This is a genomic window from Rhodococcus sp. CH91, from assembly GCF_022554085.1.
In the GTDB taxonomy this organism is placed as follows: domain Bacteria; phylum Actinomycetota; class Actinomycetes; order Mycobacteriales; family Mycobacteriaceae; genus Rhodococcus.
Map to the genome: position 1 here is coordinate 649,540 of NZ_JAKFYR010000001.1, position 24,074 is coordinate 673,613.

The window sequence follows — 24,074 nt, forward strand, 5'->3', positions numbered from 1 at the left end:
GATATGGGTGTAGTCTGCGTCACACCTACTGTCTCTGTCAAGATCGGTGCATGGCTTCCACAACGTCCCGTCGCTATGCCGGCCTGAGCGGTGAGCAGCGCGTCGCGCTGCGTCGTGAGGGCCTGCTCGAGGCGGGCCTGGAGTTGTTCGCGGCTTCGGGAAAGAGTGGGGCGACGATGACCGCCATCTGTGCACACGCCAAGTTGACGGAGCGATATTTCTACGAGAGTTTCACCAGCAGAGACGATCTACTGCAGAAGGTGCTGGACGGAATCGCCGACGAAGTGCGCGAAGCCGTGCTCGTCGCGCTCCGGGAGGGCACGGGAACTCTCGAGCAACTCGTGCGCAATGCCATCGCCTCGTTCGTCGCGATCCTCACCGACGATCCCCGCAAGGGCCGGGTGGCGCTGATCGAGTCCGCCGGGTTCGAGCCGTTGCGTACGCATCGGCGCGCAGCGTTGCGAGGCTTTGCCCAGATGGTGGCCGACGAAGCGACGCGCATGTACGGCGATCGTGCATGGCCCCCGGATCGCGGGGAGATCAACGGATTGCTGTTCGTCGGTGGGCTGGCCGAACTGGTGACCGCCTGGCTGAACGACGAGATCGCACTCACACCCGACGAAATCGTCGATGCGGCGACCCACCAATTCCTCTCCACGGCCCACCGGTAGACCCCTGTGCCGCGGTGGAGCTCGCCCCCGTCAGTCGTCCCCGCTGATCTCCTTCTCCTCCCCGCGACGGCGCAGGAAGTTGAAGCCGGGCACTCCGACGATTGCCTGTCGCACATCCTTCGCGACGAGCAGCAACTCGTGGATCTCCGGTGCGACGGTGTCCAGCGTGGCCATGATCGGCAGGACCGCGTCGACCCGCTCGGTGATCACGGGGAGCATGTCGATGAGCTGGACTGCGGCGTGAACCTCCGCCGGCGAGAACTCCTCGACGAATCGGGTGGCCAATGGGGCTGCCTGCTCGGCGAGAGGACGATAGATGCCGAGCAGTTCCTCCGCGGCGTCCGAACTACGACCGGCGGACTCGACGACGACCCGTGCATCCGAGGCGACGAGGGTCGCGTCCCGTACGACCCCGCCCGTCGAGTCGATGATCTCCGTCGCACGCATGACCGCGTCGGCGGCCTCCTCCACCACGCCGATGGTCGACGCGATCACCTGTGTGGCCTGCGCGACGGCCACCGAAGCTCCCTCGACGATCTCCGTGGCGTCGGTGACGACCGTGTCGATCCGTCGGATCAACGATCCGACGGTGTCGACGAGTGATTCGGCTTCGTCCAGCAGGTTCTCCACGCGTGCGGGGACCGACAGCGCGAACTCGGCGGTGGCGAGCGTGCGCTGGACCGCCGTCCGGGCGACGTCGACGATGGAGCCGGCGACCGAGAGTCCGAGCGCGGGCACAGGCAGCGAGATCATGTCGTCATACTGCAGTACGGCGGCGCGCGGCGATCGGAGACCTCACATTTTCGTCGCGCCACCCGTCTACCCGGTACAGGGCACCTACCGGATGGAAGGATCGAAGCTGTGACGGCACTGCGCACCCACACCGTGATCGACTCACCGATCGGCGAGCTGACGCTGGTGAACACCGCCGGCGTCCTGTCGGGGCTGTACATGTCCGGTCATCGGCCCGCTCCCGATCCCGAGGGCTTCGGTGAGCAGACCCCCGACGGCTTCGACGAGGCCGTCGCCCAGCTCGAAGAGTACTTCGCCGGTCGGCGTACCGGCTTCGGCCTCCCGCTCGCACCGGTCGGCACTCCCTTCCAGCACGAAGTGTGGAATGCGCTGACGAAGATCGAATACGGCACCACCCGCACCTACGCGGAGATCGCGCTCGCCGTCGGCCGGCCGGCCGCGGTGCGGGCAGTGGCTGCGGCCAACGCCCGTAATCCGCTGTGCATCGTCGTCCCGTGTCATCGGGTCGTCGGCAGCGGGGGCAGGCTCACCGGTTACGCAGGGGGTCTCGAACGGAAGCGATTCCTGCTCGATCGAGAGGCGCAGGCGCTGCGCTCCGACGATTCCCACGGCCCCGATGTCCCTGCCTGACCCGTTGTCGCAGCCGAGCCTGCCGCCGTTCGAGGAGGTGGTCACCCGGCACGGCGCGACGGTCCTGCGGGTCTGCCGGGCGCTGCTCGGGGCCGTCGACGCCGACGACGCGTGGTCGGATACTTTTCTCGCGGCGCTGCGGGCGTATCCGACGTTGACACCGGGTAGCAATCTCGAAGCGTGGCTCGTGACCATTGCGCACCGGAAGGCCGTCGACATCCATCGGGTGCGTGGGCGCACACCGGTGCCCACCGAGCACATGCCCGAGCATGCGTCGAGCACGGGAATTCCCGGCTCCGACGACGACGAATTGTGGACGGCGGTCGCAGCACTTCCCTTCACGCAGCGAGCAGCCCTGGTCTACCACTACGTCGGTGGTCTGCCCTACACCGAGATCGGGGCGATCCTCGGCAACAGCCCGGCCGCGGCCCGTCGTGCGGCTGCCGACGGCCGGGCCGCCCTGCGTCGCCGTATCGGATCCGGAACAGGAAGTCGCTCATGAATTTTCCACAACCCTCTGTCGGCCCGACGGATCTGGCGTGGTTGCGGGAGAAACTCGTACTCGACGCCGACGCGGCCGGTCTGCTCGACGTCGCGTTCCGCATCGTGGACACACCTGTCGGGCCGCTGCTGCTCGCGACGACCACCCAGGGACTCGTGCGGGTTGCCTATGTCGCCGACGGGCCGGGCACCGTGCTCGACGAACTGACCCGGAGGATCAGTCCGCGCGTTCTCGACGCACCCCGGCGACTCGACCCCGTCGTCCGTCAACTCGACGAATACTTCGCCGGTACGAGAAGGCATTTCGATCTCCCGCTCGATATGCGACTCGCCGGCGGATTCCGCCGGGAGGTGATCACGCGGCTGCCCGAGATCGAGTACGGGCGCACGGCGAGTTACGCGGAGATCGCGGCCGCTGCAGGAAGCCCCCGCGCGGTACGGGCGGTCGGTACCGCGTGTGCGAAGAACCCACTCCCGGTCGTGGTGCCGTGTCACCGGGTGGTGCGTAGCGACGGCGGCATCGGCCAGTACGTCGGCGGTTCCGACGCGAAGAGAATCTTGCTGCAACTCGAGTCGGCGGCATGATCACCACTCTCCGGCTCCCGGTGACGGAACCCGTTGCGCTGGGGCCGATGCTCGCGACGCTGAGAAGTCACACCGTTCCGGGCTACGAACACCACGACACCGAGACCGGCACGCACTGCCGGGTGGTCCGCACGCCGGGAGGTGTCACACACGTCGCCGTGCGGTTCGGAAGCCTGATGAGGCCGCGCGTCCGAGAAGACGGAGGCGTACGGCATCTCGAAGTTCTCCTCGAGACCTCCGGTCACAGGGAGATCGAGGAAGTCTGCGGGGCCGTGCGGCAGTGGCTCGATCTCGCGACCGACCCCGCCGTCGTGGACTCGATATTCGCCTCCGATCCCGTGCTCGGCCCTCTCGTGCGTGTGCACCCGGGATTGCGCGTGGTCGGTACCACCGAGTGGTTCGCCACCGCCGTGTCGACGGTGCTCGGGCAGCAGGTGAGTGTCGCTGCGGCATGCACATTCGGCGGCCGTCTCGTCTCGGCGTACGGTGACGAAGCGCCCGGCGGTCTGCGGTGTTTCCCCACTCCGCAAAGGCTCGCACGGGTCGATCCCGACGAACTGCGCGCCGTGATCGGCACGACACGGTCTCGTGCCCGCACTCTCCGGGGACTGGCGCGCGCTGCTGCCGACGGTCTGGCCCCGACGTCTTCGTCGTTCACCTCCGATCTGCTCGGGTTACCCGGGATCGGACCGTGGACCGTCGAGTATCTGGCACTGCGCACCGGCAATCGCGATGCCTATCCGTCCGGCGATCTCGTTCTCCGGCGGGCTCTGAATGTGGCGACCGCCCGGGACGCCGTCGAGCGCGCCGAGCGGTGGCGGCCGTGGCGGGCCTGTGCGGTCACACACCTGTGGACACAGGCCACCTATTCGTCGCCGGAGTCCTCCGCGTAGACGGTGCGCACCGCGGTGTCCATCGGGAAGCGAACCTGTGTGTCGCCGAACATCAATCGGGTGGCCACCTCGACAGCCCCGGTGATGTGCGACGACGCGAGTTCCGGGTTGCCGGTGTGGACCACCACCTCGTCGTGCTGAAAGAACACCAGCTCTCCGGCCTCCGGATCGGAGATGAGACGGCGCCGCAACTCTGCCAGCAGGCACAACGCCCACTCCGCCGCAGTGGCCTGCACGACGAAATTCCGGGTGAACCGGCCCCGTGCGTGCGTGTCGCCGTGCGAATGGAATCCGTCCGGCGCGGGTGGGCACGCCCGGCCCAGCCACGAGTGGACCACCTCACCCCGCTCGCCCGCACGAGCCGCACGTTCGACGAAATCGACTGCGGTCGGGAAACTCCGGCGAAGTATCGTCAGCAGAGCTCGTGCATCGCCGGATGTCGCTCCGTACAGCACGCCGAGCACCGCGACCTTCGCCTTCGCGCGATCACCGCCGAACGACGTCGCTGCGATGGGGGCGTAGAGATCATCGGTGCCGGCCGCAGCCACCATCCGTCGATCGCCGGAGATCGCAGCCAGGATGCGTGGTTCGAGCTGGCCCGCGTCGGCGACGACGAAGGAGCGTCCCGGTTCGGCCACGACACTCGAACGCAACGCTTTCGGAATCTGCAGAGCACCGCCACCGCGGCTCGCCCACCGTCCCGAGACGACGGCGCCGGGAACGTACACGGGCCGGAAGCGATCGTCGTGCACCCAGCTGTCGAGCCAGTGCCAACCGTTCGTGCTGAACAGTTTCGACAGGTCGCGGTGACGCAGTAGCAGCGGGACCGCCGGATGGTCGATCCGCTCGAGCACGTGCTTGCGGGTGGACTCGACGGCGATGCCTTCTCTGCGAAACGCTTCGAGTACCTCGGTGTGCGATGCGGGATTGACCGCACGTCCGAAGGCAGCGCTGATCTCCTCGACGACCTCGGCGATTCGGCTCGGCAGTTCGTGACCGAGGGGCCGCGGCCCGAGGGTGTCTTCGAGCAGACGACGATGAGCCTGTGCCGAGAACGGCAGGCCGTCGAAACTCATCTCGGCGGCGGCGAGAGTGCCGGCCGACTCGGCAGCGGTGAGCAACTCGAGGCGGGCGTCGCCGGTGATGGCGCGTCGCTGTGCTGCGAACCGAGCGAGGACCGTCTCGACGTCGATCGCGGGCGCGGCGTCGAAGAGACCCGGACGCTCGTCGACCGGCTCGTCGGTATCGGGCGGCGGCAGGCCCTTCCGCACAGCCAGAATGGCGCCCGTTGTGGACAGATCGTGGCATCGCCGAACCCGGACGCCGGCGCGGAGCAGTTCGGGGTACACGGTGGCCGTCGAGGTCCACACCCAGCGGGGACCCGATTCGGCCTCGAGCCGGGCGACTGCCGCAGTCGTGTCGGGATACTCGCGTATCGGCCCGAGTGGCTTGCCGGATGGGTCCACGTCGACGACGCTTGCACCGCGACGGTCGTGACCGTCCGCAGGATGGGGAACAACGACCGTACGCACCCATACAGTGTGCTCCATCACTCCGACAGGGCTCGACGCGCCGTAACCCCGCTAATCACCCTCGAATTCACCCGAATCGAGGGGGACCTCGATAGGTACCGGCACTAGCGTGCTGGATGTGGGATCCCGCCGCTACCCCGACGCGCGGCGGGATCCCCGGTTTCTTCCGAGGATTCGCCCGTGAGGATGTGGTCGTCTTCACGGGGCGGCCCGCCGGTCGCGTCCGCAGGAATCGACGGGCGCCTCCGGGGCAGCATCCCCACGGTGCGCACGGATGCGTCCGGACTCCGGTGGAATCCGGTGCGATCGTAGATCCAGGTCACCGCGGCGCCGGCCACGAGGCCGAATGCGAGTCCCGCCAAGGTCATGGCCGCGCCGTGAGCGAGTCCGGCGTCGAGGCGTCCGTCGAAGTAGAGGATGGCGCGCACCGCGAGGTAGATCTGGTGCATGGGCTCGAATGTCGACAGCCGTTCGAAGAGGATCGGAGTGGCCTCGATCGGGATCGTCCCACCGGACGAGGGGAGCCCGAGCACGATGAACACGACCAGGTTCACCAGCAGTCCCGCCGCACCGAAGATCGACATCACCGCCAGCGACGTGATGCCCACCGCCGAGATCGCGAGTGCTCCGTATTCCCACAGGAGCAGTGCGCGTGGTGCCGGCATACCGAGTCCGGTGGCGATCCACAGATACAACGCCGAGACGATCATCGACATGATGATCGTGATGCCCCACTTGAGCATCAGGACCTGCACTCGCGACATCCGGGTGGTTTCCTTCGCGATGTAGAGAGGACCGTATTCGGCGGGTACGAATCCGAGATTGCTGTCCACGACCGCGTTGATGATGGTGGCACCGGTGAACCCGGCCAGGATCAGCAGCAAGGTGTAGAAGAAGGCGGACAGGCCCGCGCCGGTCCCGTCCGGCAGTGGTTTGTGTTCGACGGTGAGCGCGTCGATCGGTTGGGAGAGTGTCAGCCCGCTCGCCCCGGAGAGTTGCAGGTCGGGCGCGGTCTCGGCGAGCGTCGCGTCGACCCTTCCGATCAGTTCCTCGCCGACGGAGTCGTTGACGGTCCCGAGCGCGCGGTCGCCGATGGTCGTCACGATGCCCGTGGCGAACGCCCCCGTTCGCGGGTTCGTGTACAGGGTGATGATCGGTTTCTCGATGTCGCCGGGCACGACCGAGGCCTGCGCGAGGATCGAGATGCGCTTGGTGAAGTCGCTGGGGATGACGATCGCCCCGTACAGACTGCCGTCGTCGAGTCCGTCCTGGGCGGCCGCGATCCCCATCGGGCGCAGGTCGATCTGCTCGGGGTCGACGCCGTCGAGGATTCCCTCGGTGATCCGGTCTCCGAAGTTGCTCCGTTCGTCCGATCCGGGCAGTACATCGCCGACGTCCTGATTGACGATGGCCATGGGGAACTGTCTCAGGTTCTCACTCGGATCGAGGAGCGCACCGAGATAGAAGTAGGCCAGGGCGCTCATCACCGCCGCCACGACGGCGAAGGGCGCGAACCAGAAGTGCGCGCTTCGCAGTGTGCCGTGATGCGGGTCGGTCGACGACTGGAGTGAACTCACCCGTCGATTGTGCACACACTCGTGTGCCGTTCGGGGATTCAGTGCTCGAACACACGTGAGAGCGTCCGTGCGGGACGTCTCACGTCTGCCGGTGATGCCCGGTCACCGCAACAGTTCACCGAGGGCCGAGGCCGCCGACATCACGGCCGACGCGAGCCGGGTCTCGTCGTCGGCCTCGAAGACCGAGACGCCGATCGCGGCCTGGGTGCCGCCGGCGCGGCTCGGTACTGCCGCCGAGATTCCGATGGTGGTGGAGACGACCTCTCCGGCGGAGATCGCGTAACCCATCCGGCGCGCACGCGTCACTTCCGGGCGTTCGTCGGGACGTGGAGGCAGCGACCCCAGAATGGCCAGGCCCGCCGAGCCGCGATCCAGAGGATGAACCTGTCCCGGACGGAAGGCGATGTGGACATCGGATCGTCGAGGCTCTATCACCATCATCGCGCGGACCGTGGTGTCGGATTCGCGGACGACCAGGTGGGCGGTGGCCTCGACGCTGTCGGCGAGATCCTCGAGGATGGGCCGGGCGAGAGTTCTCAGGTCCTGCTCGACGGATTCGGCCAGTGCCACCAGGCCGGTGTCCAGGGAGATCCGCTTGTGGTCGTCCCTGCGGCACAGGCGGTGCGCTTCGAGGGTCCGGACGAGTCTGTGGGCGACCGTGCGATGCACCCCCAGGTTCTCGGCGATCTCGCTGACCGACAAGCCGTTCGGGGTGCGTGCGAGCAGTTCGAGGATCTCGAGACCGTTGTGGAGTGTCTTCGACATTCCCGCATCCGGCTCGATCCGGGGGAGTTCGATGTGCCCTGTTTGTGCAGGAATTTCCCGGTTCTGTGTCATGACTCCCGTTACCTCTCTTGACGCCTGTGAACTGTAACACCTAACATTTTCGTTAATCGCACAGCTCGTGCGATTATCGCACACAAGACGAACGGTTCTCGTACGACATGACACGGACTGACGACAGCGTGGACGCGGCGACGCTCGCCTGTATCCACCAGCTCTACGGGCGGCAGAGCCACCTCATCGACGGCGGTTCCGCTCGCGAATGGGCCGAGACGTTCACCCCCGACGGTGAGTTCTGCTCACCCAGCTATCCGGCGCCCGTGACAGGTGCCGGCGAGCTCGAGGATTTCGCCGAGCGTTTCCACGCGGGAGCGCAGGCGGCAGGGGAAGTGCACCGGCACGTCGTCACCGATCTCGCGGTGTACCGCGTCGACGACGACACCCTGCGAGTCCGCGCCTACCTGCAGATCGTGGCCACCGCGCGAGGTGGGGAATCCCGACTCGTCCGGTTCACCAGCATCGACGACCGCGTCGTCCGGATCGACGGCGAATGGCGCATCGCCCGCCGTGTCGTCTCCCGCGACGACAGCTGACCGTCGCACCTTTTCTCGTATTCGTTTCACATTCCCGGAGGAAGTAGCCATGACCGAAGACACCCAGAACCCCGGCCGTACCGTCACCACGCCGGTTACCGCCGTGTACCCGGAGTTGGAGCACAAGGTCGCCGTCATCACCGGCGCGGCCCGCGGGATGGGTGCCCAGTTCGCGCACGGGCTGGCCGCGCGTGGAGTGAACGTCGTGGGCGGTGACATCAACGACGTCCAGATGAAGGAGACGGCGGAGCAGATCAATGCCGAACTCGCGGCCGAATCCTTCTCGGAGAAGCCCGGGCTCGTGGTGGGGGCGTGCATCGACGTCACCGACCCCGACGAGCACGAAGCGCTCGCCCAGCGCGCGCTGCGGGAGTTCGGCCGTATCGACTTCTGGATCAACAACGCCGGCATCTTCCCGTTCGCGCTCGCGGAGGAGATCTCCAGGGAACAGATCTCGGCGACGCTGGACGTCAACGTCGAGGGTGTGCTGTTCGGTGCTCAAGCCGCGGCCCGGCACATGGAGCCCGGCGGAGCGATCGTGAACATGTCGTCGGTGTCGGCATTGCGGGTGCGCAAGGGTCGCGGCGCGTACTGCGCGTCGAAGGCGGCGGTTGCCCACCTCACCGAATCCCTCGCAGTCGAATTCGGTGACAAGGGGATTCGTGTCAACTCCATCGCACCCGGATACATCGACACGGAGATGACCCGGTGGGTCCAGGACGATCCGGCTGCCCTGAAGCACGCGCTCGACGTCGTGCCGCTGCACCGTCTCGGCTCCCCCGAAGAGGTCTTCGGTCCGCTGCTGTTCCTGCTCTCCGACAGTGCCCGCTACGTCACCGGACACTCGATCGCCGTCGACGGCGGATCGCGTCATGTCTGATTCCGTCGTGGAAGCTGTGCACTACCCGTCCGTCGTCCTCGTCACGGGTGCGGCCTCGGGCATGGGAGCCAACCACTCCCGAGCGCTCGGTGCCCGCGGCGTGCACGTATGCCTGGCCGACCTCCACGACGCGTCCGCTCTGGCCGACGAGATCGTCTCCGCGGGCGGATCTGCATCGGCGCACGAACTGGATGTCGCCGATCCGGTGGCCTGGGAGCGCGTGGTCGACGAAATCCGCACGCAGCGTGGAGAACTCGGCGGTCTGGTGAACAACGCCGGAATCTCGCGGCGGCTCGAGTTCATGGACACCCCGGACGACGTCTGGGAACTGACCATGCGTATCAACCTGTTCGGCCCGTTCTACGGCATGAAAGCCGTCGCTCCGCTCATGCGTGAGAGCGGTGGCGGCTCCATCGTCAACATCTCGTCGATCTCCGGACAGATCGGGTACTTCTCTCCGGCCTATTCGTCGAGCAAATGGGGTCTGCGGGGGCTGTCCAAATCGGCCGCGGGGAACTTCGCGCGCTGGGGCATCCGGGTCAACTCGGTGCATCCGGGACTCGTCGGCACACCCCTGCTCGGCGGCGCCGACGCCTTCGTCGACGCAGCGCTGAACAGCGTGCCCGCCGGCCGGATGGCCACGGTCGACGAGATCACCGACGCCGTGTTGTTCCTGCTGTCCGATCGCTCGAGCTACATGACGGGCAGTGAAGTGACCGTCGACGGCGGAATGACGTCCAACGGCCTCTACCACCGCATCATCGCGGAGACGGGAGATGAACTCTCATGAACGACGACATCATCGACGTCGTAGTGATCGGTGGCGGCGGCGCCGGTCTGGCCGCTGCCGTCTCGGCAGCCGAAGCCGGTGCGAGCGTGCTGTTGTTCGAATCAGAGACCGAACTCGGCGGCTCGACCCAGTTGTCCGCAGGACTGTTCACTGCAGCGGGGACGAGCGTGCAGCGCGGCCTCGGTATCGAGGACTCGGCCGAGAAGTTCTTCCAGCACTACATGGATCTGAACCAGTGGGTGCTCGCGCCCGGACTGGTCCGCGCATTCTGCGAGAACGCGGGCCCGACTCTCGAATGGCTGATCGGGCTGGGCGTCGAGATCCCGGCACGGGAATCGTCGAACGCGCACATGCCCGGACTGTGTCAGGCCGGCGTCGAGGACGTGTGGCGCGGTCATGTGCCGAAGGACCAGGGCTACGGTCTCGTGCAGACGCTCGACCGGGCCCGTCGCGCGCACGGCGTGGAAGCGGTGCTGGGCACACGCGTCCAGCGGCTGCTCGTCGAGGACGGGCGTGTGGTGGGTGTCGTCGCCGACGACATCGAGGTTCGTGCCCATGCCGTCGTGGTCGCCTCCGGTGGCTTCGCGCAGAACCGCGACCTGCTCGAACAGTACTATCCGTATCCGCTCGGAGCGGGCGAGTCGCTGTTCGTCGTCGCCGCATCCGGCAGTCGCGGTGATCATTTCCGGTTCGGAGAGCAGGTCCGTTCGGCGATCACGGGCAAGGACTGGGGGCTGACCATGCCCACCGCATACTTCCAGCGCTACCACCACTGGCAGGCCGGTTTCCCGCCCAAGTCGCGGGTGTACGTCAACGCATCCGGTCGTCGATTCATGGACGAGGACGCCTCCTACGCGGTGTCCGGTGGCCTCATGGATCTTCAGGACGGTCCCGTGTGGGCGATCTTCGACGAGAAGGCACGCACCGGTCTGCCGTCCGGATACACCGACTGGGACGCCGACCGCATCGCCGAGGAGGCCGACGCCGGTCGCACCCTGCGCGCCGGCAATCTCCCCGAACTCGCCGAGCTCATCGGGGTGCCGGCAGACGCGCTGGTCGCCACGATCGAACGCTGGAACAACCAGTTGCCCAACGGAATCGATGACGACTTCCTTCGGCACCGCACACTCGCCAACAAAGGCTCCACCTCGAATCCCGACCCCATCGTGGAGGGACCGTTCTACGCGGCACGTATGCTGCCCGCCGAACTGGTCTGCACCCACGCCGGACTCGAGATCAACCGAAACGCAGAAGTTCTCGACACGATCGGGAACGTCGTACCCGGGCTGTACGCGGCCGGGGAAGCGGGCGCCGGCATCCTCGGCCTCCGTTATGTCGGTGGCGGCAATGCCGTCGCCAATGCACTGACCATGGGCCGTATCGCGGGTCGCAATGCGGCGCGGTCGGCTGTATCCGGCGCCGCTCCACGCGCCGAACTCGGCGTGTGACGCCGTCTCCCCTCACACTCGAAAAGGACACGAACATGCTCGGATCGGATGCGGTATCACCCGCGGAGAGTCCAGCCCAGGCCGGCACTCCCCAGCCGAAGCAGTCGACGACGAAGGTCATTCGTGCTGCCGTGGTGGGCACCATCGTCGAGTACTACGACTTCGGTATCTACGGCTACATGGCGACGATGGTCGCTACCTTGTTCTTCGTCGCCGAAGACGAGACCGCGGCCCTGCTGGGCACGTTCGCGGCGTTCGCGGTGGCGTTCTTCCTCCGGGTGCCCGGTGGCATCTTCTTCGGGCACATCGGTGACAAATACGGCCGGAAGAACGCCCTGTCGTGGACGATCCTGCTGATGGTCGTCGCGACGGCGGCCATGGGCCTGATGCCCACCTACGCCACCCTGGGCGTGTGGGCGACCGTCATGCTCGTGCTCGCACGCTGCCTGCAGGGCTTCGCCGCAGGTGGTGAGCTCGGTGGTGCGAACGCATTCGTCTCGGAGTCCGCGCCCACCCGCTGGCGCGCCACGCAGACGTCGCTGGTCAACTCCGGTACCTATCTCGGTTCGCTCGTCGCCTCCCTGGTCGCGCTCGGTATCACCACGATCTTCACCGAGGAGCAGATCCTCGAGTGGGCGTGGCGCATTCCCTTCCTGCTCAGCGTCGTCATCGGTGTCGTCGGCATCTGGATCCGTAACCATCTCGAGGACACCCCGCAGTTCGAGGAACTCGCGGACAAGGGCGAGACGAAGAAGCTGCCCATCGCCGAACTGCTGAAGACGTCCGGCGGAAGCGTCGTCAAGATCATCCTGCTCGGTGCGCTCATCATCGGCGGTTACTACATCGCCTCGGTGTACGCCGCGACCTACCTGCAGACCACCGGCGGCCTGTCGTCGTCCGTCGCCTTCCTGTCGACATGCCTCGCGCTGATCCTCGGCGTGATCACGCTGCCGATCTCGGGTTATCTCGCGGACAAGTACGGGCGCAAGCCGGTGCTGTTCGCCGGTAGCGCGGCCTCCGCAGTGGTGGGTGTCCCGATGTTCATGCTGATGTCGGGCGGGACGGTCTGGCAGGCGATCGTCGGCCAGTCGGTGCTGTTCATCTGCGTCTCGGTGGTCAACGGAGCGTCCTTCGTGACCTACGTGGAAATGCTCAAGGCATCGGTGCGCTACAGCGGTATCGCGCTCGGCAACAACGTCACGAACATGTGCCTCGGTGGTACCGCCCCGTTCATCGCGACGTGGCTGATCGACGTCACCGGAAACTCGCTGGCACCGGCCGGATACTTCGTGTTCTGCGCCCTGCTCACTCTGGGAGCCGTCTTCTTCATCGAGGAGACGAAGGGCATCGAACTGCGCACGGACTGACGACGACCCGTGCCCACGGAATTGCCGGTACCCGTCGGGGGACCGGCAATTCCGGCGTTCGTGGGGCAGATTCCGACGGTCCGTGATTCGATGTCCCGAACACACGGACGGAGGGGGCGATGGCAATGGGTTCTGCCCGATCTCGAAAGGGCCTGCGCGCAGGAGTGATCGCCGTGCTCGCGGGGGGAGCCGTCCTCGGGGGCGCGGGCGTGGCTGCGGCCCAGGACGAATGGCCGGTCCCACGTCCGGACAGTCCCGTGTACGTCTTCGAGGCCGACCACTGGCTGACCCCGGACAACCCGGCCTACTGGAACCCCTTGGTGAACGAACCCCGGCTGACCTCGCCGTTCGGCACGAGCACCCGCATCGTGTGCCAGGGCTTCCACGGTGTGACGACTGCCTGCTGGCAGGCCGACCTCGAAGGCCGGCCCCACAAGCTCGAGCGTCTGCCCGCGAACCTGCCCAACGTGACGGGGTCGAGCGCACCGGGCGGCGGTGTCGGGCACTTCGTGTACCCGGTCTTCTGAACCGATCAGATAGTAAATGGATGAATTAACAATGCCCTGCGGTACTGTGACCGCATGTCCGGACCCCGCGACCTCGACTACTGGTCCTTCGTCGAACTCGCGCAGAAGCGTCTGAACAGCAAGTTCGGCGAACATCACCGCAGCGCGACGGAAGTTCTGCTCACCCTCAACCGGGCCTCGGACATCGTCACCTACGACCTCGAATCCTCGGTGCATCGCCCACGCGGCAGGTCGTGGTCGGCATACCGGCTGATGTTCGTCGTGTGGCTGGCCGGGCCGATCGAGCCGAATGCGGCGGCGCGCCTGACGGGGATGAGCCGCGCTGCCGTGTCGAATCTGGCGAAGCCGCTGGTCGAAGCGGGAATCCTGGAGAAGACGCCGGTCAGTCACGACGCGCGTTCGGTGCAACTGTCGCTCACCGAGGCGGGGGAGAAGGAGATCGCGGAGACCTTCCGTGCCCAGAACGAGCGCGAGGAGGCCTGGGTGGACGTGCTCACCCCCACCGAGCAGCAGATTCTCGTGATGCTTCTGAACAAGCTGATCACCAACCGCAGTCAGTTCGACGTGCGCGGACGCAACTGACGGATCCTCCCGACCGGCTGTGGTTGCGCTCACGCCGCCGAGTTGGTTAATGTATTTACTAAATCCGGCGGGCGACCCACCCGCACGCCCGAGATCCGCGAGGAGTCGATCATGGCGTTCTACCGACAGCTCGGTGCCATCCCACCGAAGCGTCACACCCAGCATCGTGACGAGAACGGCGGCCTGTACTACGAAGAGCTCATGGGCGAGGAGGGCTTCTCGTCCGACTCGGCGCTGCTCTACCACCGGTACATTCCCTCGGCGATCGTCGACGCGACCGAGTGGGACCTGCCCGATCAGACCACCACGCCGAACCATCCGCTCAAGCCGCGGCACCTGAAGCTGCACGACCTGTTCCCCGAATCGATCTGGGACGAAACGGATGTCGTCAACGGCCGCCGTCTGATCCTCGGCAACGCCGACGTCCGGCTCTCGTACGTGGTGTCGAAGAAGCCGTCTCCGCTGTACCGCAACGTCGTCGGCGACGAAATGGTGTACGTCGAGTCGGGCGCCGCCACCGTCGAGACCGTCTTCGGTCCGCTCGAGGCGAAGGCCGGCGACTACGTCCTGCTGCCGATGGCGACGACCCACCGCTGGGTCCCGAAGGGCGACGAACCGCTGCGTGCCTACACCATCGAAGCGAACAGCCACATCGTTCCGCCGAAGCGGTATCTGTCGAAGTTCGGGCAGTTCCTCGAACACGCACCGTTCTGCGAGCGCGACCTCCACGGTCCGACAGAACTGATGCAGGTCGAGGAGGAGAACGTCGAGGTGCTGGTCAAGCACCGCACCTCGCACGGCATCGTCGGCACCCGCTACGTGATGCCGCATCACCCCTTCGACGTGGTGGGCTGGGACGGCTGCCTGTACCCCTACACCTTCTCGATCCACGACTACGAGCCCATCACCGGCCGTGTCCACCAGCCGCCGCCGTCGCATCAGGCGTTCGAGGGCAACAACTTCGTCATCTGCAACTTCGTGCCCCGCAAGGTGGACTACCACCCGCTCGCCGTTCCGGTGCCGTACTACCACTCGAACGTCGACTCCGACGAGGTGATGTTCTACTGCGGTGGAGACTACGAGGCCCGCAAGGGTTCCGGCATCGGCCAGGGCTCGATCTCCGTGCACCCCGGCGGCCATGCGCACGGCCCGCAACCGGGCGCATACGAGCGCAGCATCGGTGTGGAGTTCTTCGACGAACTCGCCGTCATGGTCGACACCTTCCGTCCGCTCGAACTCGGTGAAGGGGCGCTCGCCTGCGAGGACGCCTCGTACGCCGCGAGCTGGAACCGCAACGCCGGAGCAGGAAAATGACTTTCGGACCCCTGCTGACAGGACTGTGCGACGACGCCGCACTGTTCCCTCCCGGCAACGCCCCGCTGCCGGTCGCGGTCCCCGCTCACGCCGAGCATCGCTCGTCCGCGCACGCACCACTCGTCGGAGCGTTCGTCTTCCCGGTGGGCCGGCTCGGTGAACTCGAGGACTACCTCGCAGGCCATCCCTATCCCGGTGAGCTGGCTCTGAGCCTGACCGCCCCCACCGGTACCGGTGCGGTCGCGCCCGCCCTGGAGAAGGTGGCGGCGCTGGAGTCGGTGTCCGTGGTGGCGCTCGAGATCGCCGTTCCTGCGGACCAGTCCGTCGACGAGCTCTTCGCGGCGCTCGGAGACATCGCAGCGGCGCACCCGGAAGTGGATGTCTTCGTGGAGGTTCCACGTGACGGACGTCGCGCCGAGATCCTCTCCCGGCTGGCCGGGACGCGCTACGCGGCCAAGTTCCGCACCGGCGGTGTCGTAGCGGACGCCTATCCGGACGAGGCGGAACTCGCTGCGGCCATCACCACGGTCGTCACCACCGGGGTTCCGTTCAAGGCGACGGCCGGCCTGCACCACGCGGTACGCAACACCGACCCGAAGACCGGTTTCGAGCAGCACGGGTTCGTCAACGTGCTCGCCGCGGTGGACGCGGTGCTGGACGGAGCCGATGCCGGTGAGGTGGCCGCCGTGCTGGCCGAACGCGACGGGACCGTGCTCTCCGCGCGTCTCGGCGGACTGTCCGACGACCGGGCCACCGAGGTCCGGAGTCGTTTCCTGTCGTACGGCACCTGCAGCATCGCCGAACCGCTCGCCGATCTCGGCGAGCTCGGTCTGGTGTCCTCGACCGTTCTCCCGATCTCCGAAGGAACGCATTCATGACCACCATCGCCATTCCGGAGGGCTCGCTCTTCGGCATCGACAATCTCCCGTACGGCATCTTCTCCACCTCCGGGACCGAACCGCGCGTCGGTGTCCGGGTAGGGGATTCGGTTCTCGACCTGAGCCGTGTCTTCGAGGACGACGTCGTGTTCGCCGAACCGTCCCTCAACGCCTTCATGGCGCAGGGCCGTGCCCGGTGGGACGAGGTGCGCGCTGCGATCAAGGAGATCGTGAGCGGTGACGTCGCCGACGACGCCGTCTTCGCCGTGTCCGACGTGACGATGCACCTGCCGATCGAGGTGGCCGACTACGTCGACTTCTACGCCTCGGAGAACCACGCCTCCAATCTCGGCCGGTTGTTCCGTCCGCAGAACCCCGACCCGCTGATGCCGAACTGGAAGCACCTGCCCGTCGGTTACCACGGCCGCTCGAGCACGGTGGTGACCTCGGGCGTCGACATCGTGCGTCCCTGCGGTCAGCGCAAGGGACCGAACGACCCGGCGCCGGTCTTCGGGCCGTCGATCCGCCTCGACATCGAAGCCGAGATGGGCTTCATCGTCGGTGTCGGTTCCCCCATGGGCTCGCAGATCCGTCCCGACGAGTTCGCCGACCACTGCTTCGGTGCCGTGATCCTCAACGACTGGTCGGCTCGCGACATCCAGGCGTGGGAGTACGTGCCGCTCGGACCGAACCTCGGAAAGTCCTTCGCGACGTCGATCTCCCCGTGGGTCGTGCCGCTCGCGGCACTCGAGGCCGCACGTATCGACACGCCGGTCCAGGATCCCGAGCCGCTGCCCTACCTGCAGGGAAGTGAGAAGTGGGGTCTGGACATCGATCTCGAGGTCGAGTGGAACGGGCACGTCGTCTCGCGTCCGCCGTATGCGCAGATGTACTGGTCACCCGCACAGATGCTGGCCCACACCTCGGTCAACGGGGCCGCGACCCGCACAGGCGATCTGTTCGGCTCCGGCACCATCTCGGGTCCGGAGAAGGACCAGCGCGGTGCATTCATCGAACTGACCTGGGGCGGTAAGGAACCCGTGCAGGTCGGTGACGAGACGCGGACCTTCCTCGAGGACGGCGACGAGATCGCCATCTCGGCGACCGCGCCGGGTCCGAACGGCACCCGCATCGGGTTCGGTGAGGTTCGTACCCGCATTCTTCCCGCAACCGGGGAATAAAGAGGTCCGCGCGACAACCGGAGCGCCATCGGCTCGACCGTCGGACCGTCGGCCGGTGCCCGGAACCCACGAGGTTCCGGGCACCGCTGCGTCGTCCGGCTCAGTCCACCGAAAGTATGTCTCCCACCGAGCAATCGAGCACCCGGCACAGGGCGGTGAGGGTGGAGAACCGGATCGCGCGGGCACGCCCGTTCTTGAGCACGGACAGGTTCACGACGCTCACGCCGACCCTGTCGGCGAGTTCCGTCAGCGTCATACCCCGATCGGCGAGCAGTTCGTCGAGGTGACACCGCACGGCATGTTCGGTTTCCGGAGGCATCAGACGAGGCCCTCGTTGTCTCGTGCCATGCGGTTGCCGATCCGCAGCACCACACCCACTGCCGAGAGCACCATGCAGAAGACGTAGGCGTACCAGAACTCCGGTCCCAGCGGCGCATTCTCGAGCGCGTAGTTCATCCCCACGTCCCGGATCAACATGTTGGTGCCCAGGGTGCGAGGGATCGTCGGGACGATGATGGTCGCGATCGCCACGATCGATGCGATCCACACCAGCCGGATGACGCCGCGATCGAACAGGCGGCCTCGAACGAACCGCACCACGATCCAGCTCAGCAAGCCCAGTGCGGCCAGGTAGCCGAGGGTCTGCAGCGCTTCGGCGGAGCGGAGGAATCCGACGGTGACCGGCGAGAGGGCCTCGGTGGGAACCTCGACGAGGGTGGTCGAGGCGGTCCCGAGCCCCGTGCCGTTCGGTGTCGTCAGTATCGGCGGCGCAGCCTCGTCGAACTCGACACGTGCGGAGACCATGCCGTCCCCGAGGGATCGGGCGAGTCCGCCGATGTAGGTTACGAGCACGATCAGCGAGGTCAGCGCGAAGACCGACAGGGACGCCCACAGGTCTGTGCGGTCCTTCTTCGACGTCTCGGTGGGGGAGAGCGTGTCGGGTTCGTCCCCCGGGCCCTGGGCGCGGTCGGTGTCATGGGTGGAATTCACGGTCGTCTCCGAACTCGCCGGCAGCGGTATAACGATTGTCGATATTATCGATAATCGTTATACCCATCGACAAGCGATATGTCCAGAGGAATCGTGACCGAGGGTCCTCGTGTCGATCTAGCGAACCAGAACGTCGTCGCCCACGGAGATGCACCCCGGAGTCAGCACCGTCGCGTACACCCCGATGCAGGGCGCCGGCTTGCCGTCGGATCCGCTCGGCACCTGGTGGACGGCGGTGATGCCGCGCAGCATCTCGCGCCGGGCAGGAACCTCCTGATGGGTGAGCGTCACCATCACGCAGCGCGCGGTGGGCTTGTCGGGGCCGAGCACGGCCGAGCCCGCAGCGATGTGCCCACCGATCCACTCGTCCTCGACGAAACCCGGTGAACCGGGAGTGTCGACGACGATCTGCGGACGGAAGCGGCGCACCGCGATCTCGGCGGACTCTCCGGTTCCGAGAGCGTCGACGGCGGAAACCGACACCAGATGCACCGGTGCCTCGTCATAGGTCCGGGGGCGCGCCTCGAGCCGGACGTCTCGGTGCACGACCTGCGACAGCATGCCGTGCACATCCGCGTCGTCACCGCGGATCACGGTTCCGTCGGGCAGGACGAGTTCGAGTGCGGCCGGGTCGCGGGGATCGTTGTCGTCGAGAAGTCTTGCGCTGCAGGACAGCAGATCTCCGTATCGACGGAAGCGCTTCGCGCTCGCCACATTCCCGGAGTCGGCGTCGAGAACCGCCCAGACGTGATCGCCGAGCAGTCCGTCCGGCTCGATCGTCGCGGTCCGGACGCGCTCGCCCCCGAACGACTTCACCGGATAACGCCACAACTGATCGATACGCACGGAATGCAGCATACGGGCGCTGACCGTGGAGTGGACGTGCCCCGAAACGGAGCGCCCGGGGAGGCCTGTCGGGTACGGCGTGACGCACTCTGTGGCTAGGGTGTCGATATGACGGAGAACACGACACGACGGTGGGGTCTGACCGTTCCTCTCGACGGCATTCCCCTGCCCGACCAGCGGCGCATCATCGAGGAACTGCCCGATCTCGGGTACACGGACGTGTGGTCCTCGGAGGCGGGCGCCGGCGACGCGTTCACTCCGCTGGCCCTCGCGAGCGTGTGGGCGCCCTCGCTCCGGCTGGGCACGGCCATCGTCCCCGTCTACACCCGTGGGCCGGCCACGCTGGCGATGTCGGCGGCGAGCCTGGCCTCCGCGGCACCCGGGCGTTTCGTCCTCGGTGTGGGTACGTCGTCCGACGTCATCGTGGAGAAATGGAACGGCATCCCCTTCGACGAACCGTTCAAGCGTGCTCGCGACACCCTGCGCTTCCTGCGCGCGGCCCTGGCCGGTGAGAAGGTTTCCGAGAAGTACGACACCTTCGCCGTCGACGGTTTCCGTCCGGGCCTCGTGGCCGAACCGGCGCCGCCGGTGCTGCTGGCCGCCCTGCGCCCGGGCATGTTGCGACTCGCGGGCCGCGAAGCCGACGGTGCCATCATCAACTGGCTCTCGGCAGACGACGTCCGCACCGTCGCGCCGTACGTGCACGAGGGAGGCGAGGGCAAGGAGATCGTCGCCCGGGTGTTCGTACTGCCCGGATTCGATACCGACACCGCCCGCGCGATCGGACGCCGCATGATCGCCGCGTACATGAACGTTCCCGTCTACCGGGCGTTCCACGAATTTCTCGGCCGCTCCGAGGATTTCGCGGGAATGTGGAAGCTGTGGGCGGAGGGCGACCGCAAGGGCGCACTCGATGCGATCCCGGACCATGTCGTGGACGCTCTCGTGATCCACGGCCCGCCCGAGGCGTGCCGTGAGCACGTGGAGCGTTACATGGAGGCAGGTGTGACCACCCCTGCGATCGCTCTCGTACCCGCCGGCGATCCCCTTCCCATGATCCGGGCACTCGCGCCGCAGAACTCGGGCGGAGCGTAGCCCGCAGGAGCCGCTGGTGCTGTGAGTGCTGCCCGGAGGGCTTGCCGGTGGTGTAGGAAAGGGGGCGTGACGGATCGCTCTGTGGACGGCCCCGACGCCGTCGGACCCACGCCCCCGCCCGTGCTCATCGCTGTCGACGAGGCCAGTGGCATCGGTGTGCTCACGCTCGACCGCCCGGCGCAGCGGAACCCGCTGTCCGTGCACGCGATGCGGGAGGTGATCGCCGGACTGACGGCACTGTCCGCGAACACGAAGGTGATCGTGGTCCGCGCGGAGGGCCCGGTGTTCTCGGCCGGGCACGATCTGCGCGAGATGATCGGACGCACCCTCGACGAGGAGCGCGCGATCTTCGAGACCTGCAACGAGATGATGCGGACGGTGCAGTCGATTCCGCAGCCGGTGATCGCGTCGGTGCAGGGCACGGCGCTCGCGGCGGGATGCCAGCTCGTCGCATCGTGCGATCTCGCCGTCGCGGCCACGGACGCGAGGTTCGGCACGCCCGGTGTGCGCATCGGGCTGTTCTGCTCGACGCCGATGGTGGCGGTCAGTCGCGCCATCGGACGCAAACGTGCCCTGCAGATGCTGCTCACCGGCGAGACGATCGACGCGCAGACCGCCGCGGACTGGGGTCTGGTGAACTACGTCGTCGAACCGGAGGCGCTCGAGACCGCGACCACCGAGCTCGCTCTGACGATCGCGGGCGCCTCGCCTGCGACGCTGCGCATCGGCAAGGAAGCCTTCTACCGCCAGATCGATCTGCCTCAGGAGACCGCGTACGCGGCGATGGCGGAGACGATGGCATCGAACGCGATGATCGAGGACGCCCAGGAGGGGATGTCGGCGTTCGTCGAGAAGCGCGCGCCGGTCTGGCGAGGTCGCTGAGCTTATCGATCGCTAGGTCTGGACTATTTGCTTGGACGTCCTATAACGTTCGCTGCATGACCACCGACCCGCGTCAGAGCACCGTCGACGGAATCCTGCACCGCACCGCGGCACGCCGTCCGAGTCGCGTCGCACTCCGCTTCGGCGACCGGCAGTTCACCTATCGGGAACTCGACGACGCCGTCACCCGCGCTGCCGCTCACCTGCTGTCCCTCGGGCTGAGCAGCGGCGACCGTGTCGCGGCCTACGGCACGAACTCCGACGCCTACGCCATCGGATATCTCGCGGCCGCGCGCGCCGGACTGGTGCACGTGCCGATCAACTACGCCCTGCGCGGTGAGGAGTTGTCGTACCTCCTCGGCCAGTCGGGCGCGAAGGCCGTGCTGGTGGACCCGGCGCTGTCGGGCAACCTCGATCAGGTCCTTGCCGATGTACCCGCCGAGACCGTGGTAGCTCTCCGCGACGCGGACGATTCGCTGCTGTCGGTGGCGCGGTCCGGTGACGTGCCGGTGCTCGACGTCGCGGTGTCCGACACCGATCTCGTGCAGTTGCTCTACACCTCGGGAACGACGTCGAAGCCGAAGGGCGCCATGATGACCCATCGGGCGCTCACCTTCGAGTACATGTCGTCGATCGACGCGCTCGACCTGTCGGCCGACGACGACCCGCTCGTGTGCATGCCGCTCTACCACTCGGCCGCGATGCACGTCTTCCTGATTCCGTACCTCGCGGTCGGCGCGACCGTGCGATTGCTGCCCGCCCCCGATGTCGCCGAGATCCTCCGGATCGTGGAGGAGGAACGCATCGGATCACTGTTCCTCGCGCCGACGGTGTGGGTGCCGCTGACCAACCACCCGGACCTCGACACGCGCGACCTCTCGTCGCTGCGCAAGGCGCAGTACGGTGCGTCGATCATGCCGGTCACCGTCCTCGAACGACTGCGCGGCCGCTATCCCGAACTCGGTTTCTACAACTGCTTCGGTCAGTCCGAGATCGGCCCCCTCGCCACCGTCCTCCGCCCCGAGGAACACGACGCGCGTCCCGCCTCGTGCGGCCGGGCGGTGCTGTTCGTCGAGACTCGTGTCGTCGACGCCGACGGCAACGACGTCCCCGACGGCGAACCGGGCGAGATCCTCTACCGCTCACCGCAACTCTGCCTCGGCTACTGGGAGAACCCGGACGCGACCGAGGACGCCTTCCGTGACGGCTGGTTCCACTCCGGCGACCTCGTCACCCGCGACGCCGAAGGATTCATCACCGTCGTCGACCGCATCAAGGACGTCATCAACACCGGCGGCATCCTCGTCGCCTCGCGGGAGGTCGAGGACGCCGTCTACACGCACCCGGCCGTCGCCGAGGTCGCCGTGATCGGCACCCCCGACGAGAAGTGGATCGAAGCGGTCACCGCTGTGGTCGTCCTCAAGGAGGGGCACGGGATCGCCGAGAGCGAGTTGATCGACCACGTCAAGCAGCGACTCGCTCCGTTCAAGGTACCGAAGGCGGTGCGGTTCGTGGACACGCTGCCCCGCAACCAGAGCGGCAAGCTCCTCAAGCGCGAGCTGCGCGACTCCTGAACTCCCCTACCCCTGACACCGGACACGGCAGAAAGAATCCTCATGGCGAACAAGCACACTCCTTCCTGGTACGACGACGAGGTCTCCGCCGTCTACGATCTCGCACGCGAATTCTTCGAGCGCGAGATCATGGCCAAGGCGGAACAGTGGGATTCGCAGCGCCGCATCGACCGTGAGGTATGGCTCGAGGCCGGCAAGCTCGGTCTGCTGTGCTGTTCGATCCCCGAGGAGTACGGCGGTGGCGGCGGCACCTTCGCACACGACCTCGCGGTCTTCGACGCGCAGGGTTATTCCGGCGATCTCGCCTTCGGCAATGCGGTCCACAGCGGCATCGTCGCGCACTACATCCTCGAGTACGGCAACGAGGAGCAGAAGAAGGCGTGGCTGCCGGGAATGGCGACCGGCGAGATCCTCGGAGCCATCGGCATGACCGAACCCGGCGCGGGCTCGGACCTCAAGGCGATCAAGACCACAGCGATCCGCGACGGCGACCACTACGTCGTCAACGGCTCCAAGACCTTCATCACCAACGGTTCGTCGGCCGACGTCATCGTCCTCGCCGTCAAGACCGACCCGAAGGCCGGGGCCAAGGGGGTATCGCTGCTCATCGTGGATCTGCGTGACACACCGGGCTTCTCGGTGGGGCGGGTGCTCGACAAGGTGGGCCAGCACGCAGCCGACACCTCCGAACTGTCGTTCGTGGACGTGCGTGTGCCGGTCACCAACCTCCTCGGCGACACCGAGGGTCTCGGCTTCGGGCAGCTCATGGCACAGCTCGTCCAGGAACGCCTGATCATCGGCGCGCAGGCCGCCGGCGCGATGGACCGTGCGGTCGACGAGACCGTCCGCTACACCAAGGCGCGACAAGCCTTCGGCCACAGTCTGTTCGAGTTCCAGAACACCGCCTTCGAACTCGCCGAATGCCGGACCATCGCCCGCACCAGCCGTGTCTTCCTCGACCACTGCATCGAGCAGCACCTGAAGGGCGAGCTCGACGCGTCCGACGCGGCGATGATCAAGTACTGGCTGACCGACAAGCAGTGCGAGGTGATCGACCGGTGCGTACAGCTGCACGGCGGTTACGGCTACATGCGTGAATATCTCATCGCGCGGATGTACGAGGACGCCCGCGTCCAACGGATCTACGCGGGCGCCAACGAGGTCATGAAGCAGATCATCGCCAGATCGCTCTAGGAAGGACG

The 24,074-nt window shown here is 66.8% G+C and carries 26 protein-coding genes; 19 read left to right on the forward strand and 7 right to left on the reverse strand.

Annotation, left to right across the window (positions count from 1 at the left end):
- The first annotated feature begins 50 nt into the window (after nt 1-50).
- Complete coding sequence (locus MOM01_RS03090; RefSeq protein ID WP_241383908.1) at nt 51-671, forward strand: TetR/AcrR family transcriptional regulator; 621 nt, start codon at nt 51-53, stop codon at nt 669-671.
- Between the two features lie 30 nt (nt 672-701).
- Here MOM01_RS03090 and MOM01_RS03095 read toward each other — a convergent pair whose 3' ends face one another.
- Entirely contained in the window at nt 702-1,424 is a 723-nt protein-coding gene (locus MOM01_RS03095; protein ID WP_241383909.1) for a ribulose 1,5-bisphosphate carboxylase large subunit, read from the reverse strand.
- A gap of 108 nt (nt 1,425-1,532) precedes the next feature.
- On the opposite strand from MOM01_RS03095, the gene MOM01_RS03100 reads away from it, so the two are divergent.
- From MOM01_RS03100 to MOM01_RS03115, 4 genes are read left to right on the forward strand one after another with little or no spacing between them, the layout of a single operon-like run.
- Nucleotides 1,533-2,054 (forward strand): methylated-DNA--[protein]-cysteine S-methyltransferase, encoded by a 522-nt coding sequence (locus tag MOM01_RS03100; RefSeq protein ID WP_241383910.1) that lies wholly within the window; start codon nt 1,533-1,535, stop codon nt 2,052-2,054.
- Nucleotides 2,041-2,556 carry an RNA polymerase sigma factor gene (locus tag MOM01_RS03105; protein ID WP_241383911.1) on the forward strand — a complete coding sequence of 172 codons (516 nt, stop codon included), beginning with the start codon at nt 2,041-2,043 and terminating at the stop codon, nt 2,554-2,556. Before MOM01_RS03100 ends, MOM01_RS03105 begins: the two co-directional genes overlap by 14 nt.
- On the forward strand, nt 2,553-3,140 hold the full coding sequence (locus MOM01_RS03110; RefSeq protein ID WP_241383912.1) for a methylated-DNA--[protein]-cysteine S-methyltransferase: 588 nt from the start codon (nt 2,553-2,555) through the stop codon (nt 3,138-3,140). Before MOM01_RS03105 ends, MOM01_RS03110 begins: the two co-directional genes overlap by 4 nt.
- Entirely contained in the window at nt 3,137-4,033 is an 897-nt protein-coding gene (locus MOM01_RS03115; protein ID WP_241383913.1) for a DNA-3-methyladenine glycosylase family protein, read from the forward strand. Before MOM01_RS03110 ends, MOM01_RS03115 begins: the two co-directional genes overlap by 4 nt.
- Here MOM01_RS03115 and MOM01_RS03120 read toward each other — a convergent pair.
- The 3 genes from MOM01_RS03120 to MOM01_RS03130 all read right to left on the reverse strand — a co-directional run bounded on the left by MOM01_RS03120 (nt 4,006) and on the right by MOM01_RS03130 (nt 7,907).
- A complete protein-coding gene (locus tag MOM01_RS03120; protein ID WP_241383914.1) occupies nt 4,006-5,565 on the reverse strand; it encodes a bifunctional 3'-5' exonuclease/DNA polymerase in 1,560 nt (519 codons plus the stop codon). The two genes, MOM01_RS03115 and MOM01_RS03120, sit on opposite strands and share 28 nt — an antisense overlap.
- Before the next feature lie 104 nt (nt 5,566-5,669).
- Complete coding sequence (locus MOM01_RS03125) at nt 5,670-7,142, reverse strand: YhgE/Pip domain-containing protein (protein WP_241383915.1); 1,473 nt, start codon at nt 7,140-7,142, stop codon at nt 5,670-5,672.
- 102 nt (nt 7,143-7,244) lie between these two features.
- Nucleotides 7,245-7,907 carry an IclR family transcriptional regulator gene (locus MOM01_RS03130; RefSeq protein ID WP_241383916.1) on the reverse strand — a complete coding sequence of 221 codons (663 nt, stop codon included), beginning with the start codon at nt 7,905-7,907 and terminating at the stop codon, nt 7,245-7,247.
- A gap of 179 nt (nt 7,908-8,086) precedes the next feature.
- Between MOM01_RS03130 and MOM01_RS03135 the strand changes: the two genes are divergently transcribed.
- From MOM01_RS03135 to fahA, 10 genes are all read left to right on the forward strand, one after another.
- Nucleotides 8,087-8,518 (forward strand): nuclear transport factor 2 family protein, encoded by a 432-nt coding sequence (locus tag MOM01_RS03135; RefSeq protein ID WP_241383917.1) that lies wholly within the window; start codon nt 8,087-8,089, stop codon nt 8,516-8,518.
- Nucleotides 8,519-8,567: 49 nt separating this feature from the next.
- Complete coding sequence (locus MOM01_RS03140; protein ID WP_241383918.1) at nt 8,568-9,398, forward strand: SDR family NAD(P)-dependent oxidoreductase; 831 nt, start codon at nt 8,568-8,570, stop codon at nt 9,396-9,398.
- Entirely contained in the window at nt 9,391-10,188 is a 798-nt protein-coding gene (locus tag MOM01_RS03145) for an SDR family NAD(P)-dependent oxidoreductase (protein ID WP_241383919.1), read from the forward strand. Before MOM01_RS03140 ends, MOM01_RS03145 begins: the two co-directional genes overlap by 8 nt.
- Nucleotides 10,185-11,636: an FAD-dependent oxidoreductase gene (locus MOM01_RS03150; RefSeq protein ID WP_241383920.1), complete on the forward strand. Its 1,452-nt coding sequence runs from the start codon at nt 10,185-10,187 to the stop codon at nt 11,634-11,636. The genes MOM01_RS03145 and MOM01_RS03150 overlap by 4 nt, the downstream gene beginning before the upstream one ends.
- Nucleotides 11,637-11,671: 35 nt before the next feature.
- The gene (locus tag MOM01_RS03155; RefSeq protein ID WP_241383921.1) at nt 11,672-13,003 is read left to right on the forward strand and encodes an MFS transporter; all 1,332 of its coding nucleotides are present in this window, start codon (nt 11,672-11,674) and stop codon (nt 13,001-13,003) included.
- Nucleotides 13,004-13,128: 125 nt separating this feature from the next.
- Nucleotides 13,129-13,530 (forward strand): hypothetical protein, encoded by a 402-nt coding sequence (locus tag MOM01_RS03160; RefSeq protein WP_241384044.1) that lies wholly within the window; start codon nt 13,129-13,131, stop codon nt 13,528-13,530.
- A gap of 54 nt (nt 13,531-13,584) precedes the next feature.
- Nucleotides 13,585-14,112 carry a MarR family winged helix-turn-helix transcriptional regulator gene (locus MOM01_RS03165; RefSeq protein ID WP_241383922.1) on the forward strand — a complete coding sequence of 176 codons (528 nt, stop codon included), beginning with the start codon at nt 13,585-13,587 and terminating at the stop codon, nt 14,110-14,112.
- A gap of 111 nt (nt 14,113-14,223) precedes the next feature.
- Nucleotides 14,224-15,426, forward strand: a complete 1,203-nt coding sequence (locus MOM01_RS03170) for a homogentisate 1,2-dioxygenase (protein WP_241383923.1) — start codon at nt 14,224-14,226, stop codon at nt 15,424-15,426.
- Nucleotides 15,423-16,304 carry a hypothetical protein gene (locus tag MOM01_RS03175; protein ID WP_241383924.1) on the forward strand — a complete coding sequence of 294 codons (882 nt, stop codon included), beginning with the start codon at nt 15,423-15,425 and terminating at the stop codon, nt 16,302-16,304. Before MOM01_RS03170 ends, MOM01_RS03175 begins: the two co-directional genes overlap by 4 nt.
- Nucleotides 16,301-17,485, forward strand: coding sequence for a fumarylacetoacetase (fahA, locus tag MOM01_RS03180; protein ID WP_241383925.1), 1,185 nt, complete (start codon nt 16,301-16,303; stop codon nt 17,483-17,485). Before MOM01_RS03175 ends, fahA begins: the two co-directional genes overlap by 4 nt.
- A 100-nt stretch (nt 17,486-17,585) precedes the next feature.
- On the opposite strand, the gene MOM01_RS03185 is transcribed toward fahA, so the two are convergent.
- From MOM01_RS03185 to MOM01_RS03195, 3 genes are all read right to left on the reverse strand, one after another.
- Nucleotides 17,586-17,804, reverse strand: coding sequence for a helix-turn-helix domain-containing protein (locus tag MOM01_RS03185; RefSeq protein WP_241383926.1), 219 nt, complete (start codon nt 17,802-17,804; stop codon nt 17,586-17,588).
- Nucleotides 17,804-18,475, reverse strand: coding sequence for a hypothetical protein (locus tag MOM01_RS03190; protein ID WP_241383927.1), 672 nt, complete (start codon nt 18,473-18,475; stop codon nt 17,804-17,806). The genes MOM01_RS03185 and MOM01_RS03190 overlap by 1 nt, the downstream gene beginning before the upstream one ends.
- A gap of 117 nt (nt 18,476-18,592) precedes the next feature.
- Nucleotides 18,593-19,321, reverse strand: a complete 729-nt coding sequence (locus MOM01_RS03195; RefSeq protein WP_241383928.1) for an MOSC domain-containing protein — start codon at nt 19,319-19,321, stop codon at nt 18,593-18,595.
- 108 nt (nt 19,322-19,429) lie between these two features.
- Here MOM01_RS03195 and MOM01_RS03200 point away from each other — a divergent pair, with 108 nt between their 5' ends.
- The 4 genes from MOM01_RS03200 to MOM01_RS03215 all read left to right on the forward strand — a co-directional run bounded on the left by MOM01_RS03200 (nt 19,430) and on the right by MOM01_RS03215 (nt 24,066).
- The gene (locus tag MOM01_RS03200) at nt 19,430-20,416 is read left to right on the forward strand and encodes an LLM class F420-dependent oxidoreductase (protein ID WP_241383929.1); all 987 of its coding nucleotides are present in this window, start codon (nt 19,430-19,432) and stop codon (nt 20,414-20,416) included.
- Between the two features lie 66 nt (nt 20,417-20,482).
- Complete coding sequence (locus MOM01_RS03205; RefSeq protein ID WP_374112246.1) at nt 20,483-21,298, forward strand: enoyl-CoA hydratase; 816 nt, start codon at nt 20,483-20,485, stop codon at nt 21,296-21,298.
- Between the two features lie 56 nt (nt 21,299-21,354).
- On the forward strand, nt 21,355-22,872 hold the full coding sequence (locus MOM01_RS03210; protein WP_241383930.1) for an acyl-CoA synthetase: 1,518 nt from the start codon (nt 21,355-21,357) through the stop codon (nt 22,870-22,872).
- Between the two features lie 42 nt (nt 22,873-22,914).
- Complete coding sequence (locus MOM01_RS03215) at nt 22,915-24,066, forward strand: acyl-CoA dehydrogenase family protein (RefSeq protein ID WP_241383931.1); 1,152 nt, start codon at nt 22,915-22,917, stop codon at nt 24,064-24,066.
- The last annotated feature ends 8 nt before the right edge of the window (nt 24,067-24,074 follow it).

Bases quoted from the DNA above. Each gene is read 5' to 3' on its own strand.
- MOM01_RS03090 (WP_241383908.1), top strand. From the start codon at position 51: ATGGCTTCCACAACGTCCCGTCGCTATGCCGGCCTGAGCGGTGAGCAG.
- MOM01_RS03095 (WP_241383909.1), bottom strand. From the start codon at position 1,424: ATGATCTCGCTGCCTGTGCCCGCGCTCGGACTCTCGGTCGCCGGCTCC.
- MOM01_RS03105 (WP_241383911.1), top strand. From the start codon at position 2,041: ATGTCCCTGCCTGACCCGTTGTCGCAGCCGAGCCTGCCGCCGTTCGAG.
- MOM01_RS03110 (WP_241383912.1), top strand. From the start codon at position 2,553: ATGAATTTTCCACAACCCTCTGTCGGCCCGACGGATCTGGCGTGGTTG.
- MOM01_RS03115 (WP_241383913.1), top strand. From the start codon at position 3,137: ATGATCACCACTCTCCGGCTCCCGGTGACGGAACCCGTTGCGCTGGGG.
- MOM01_RS03130 (WP_241383916.1), bottom strand. From the start codon at position 7,907: ATGTCGAAGACACTCCACAACGGTCTCGAGATCCTCGAACTGCTCGCA.
- MOM01_RS03135 (WP_241383917.1), top strand. From the start codon at position 8,087: ATGACACGGACTGACGACAGCGTGGACGCGGCGACGCTCGCCTGTATC.
- MOM01_RS03140 (WP_241383918.1), top strand. From the start codon at position 8,568: ATGACCGAAGACACCCAGAACCCCGGCCGTACCGTCACCACGCCGGTT.
- MOM01_RS03145 (WP_241383919.1), top strand. From the start codon at position 9,391: ATGTCTGATTCCGTCGTGGAAGCTGTGCACTACCCGTCCGTCGTCCTC.
- MOM01_RS03150 (WP_241383920.1), top strand. From the start codon at position 10,185: ATGAACGACGACATCATCGACGTCGTAGTGATCGGTGGCGGCGGCGCC.
- MOM01_RS03155 (WP_241383921.1), top strand. From the start codon at position 11,672: ATGCTCGGATCGGATGCGGTATCACCCGCGGAGAGTCCAGCCCAGGCC.
- MOM01_RS03160 (WP_241384044.1), top strand. From the start codon at position 13,129: ATGGGTTCTGCCCGATCTCGAAAGGGCCTGCGCGCAGGAGTGATCGCC.
- MOM01_RS03165 (WP_241383922.1), top strand. From the start codon at position 13,585: ATGTCCGGACCCCGCGACCTCGACTACTGGTCCTTCGTCGAACTCGCG.
- MOM01_RS03170 (WP_241383923.1), top strand. From the start codon at position 14,224: ATGGCGTTCTACCGACAGCTCGGTGCCATCCCACCGAAGCGTCACACC.
- MOM01_RS03175 (WP_241383924.1), top strand. From the start codon at position 15,423: ATGACTTTCGGACCCCTGCTGACAGGACTGTGCGACGACGCCGCACTG.
- fahA (WP_241383925.1), top strand. From the start codon at position 16,301: ATGACCACCATCGCCATTCCGGAGGGCTCGCTCTTCGGCATCGACAAT.
- MOM01_RS03185 (WP_241383926.1), bottom strand. From the start codon at position 17,804: ATGCCTCCGGAAACCGAACATGCCGTGCGGTGTCACCTCGACGAACTG.
- MOM01_RS03200 (WP_241383929.1), top strand. From the start codon at position 19,430: ATGACGGAGAACACGACACGACGGTGGGGTCTGACCGTTCCTCTCGAC.
- MOM01_RS03210 (WP_241383930.1), top strand. From the start codon at position 21,355: ATGACCACCGACCCGCGTCAGAGCACCGTCGACGGAATCCTGCACCGC.
- MOM01_RS03215 (WP_241383931.1), top strand. From the start codon at position 22,915: ATGGCGAACAAGCACACTCCTTCCTGGTACGACGACGAGGTCTCCGCC.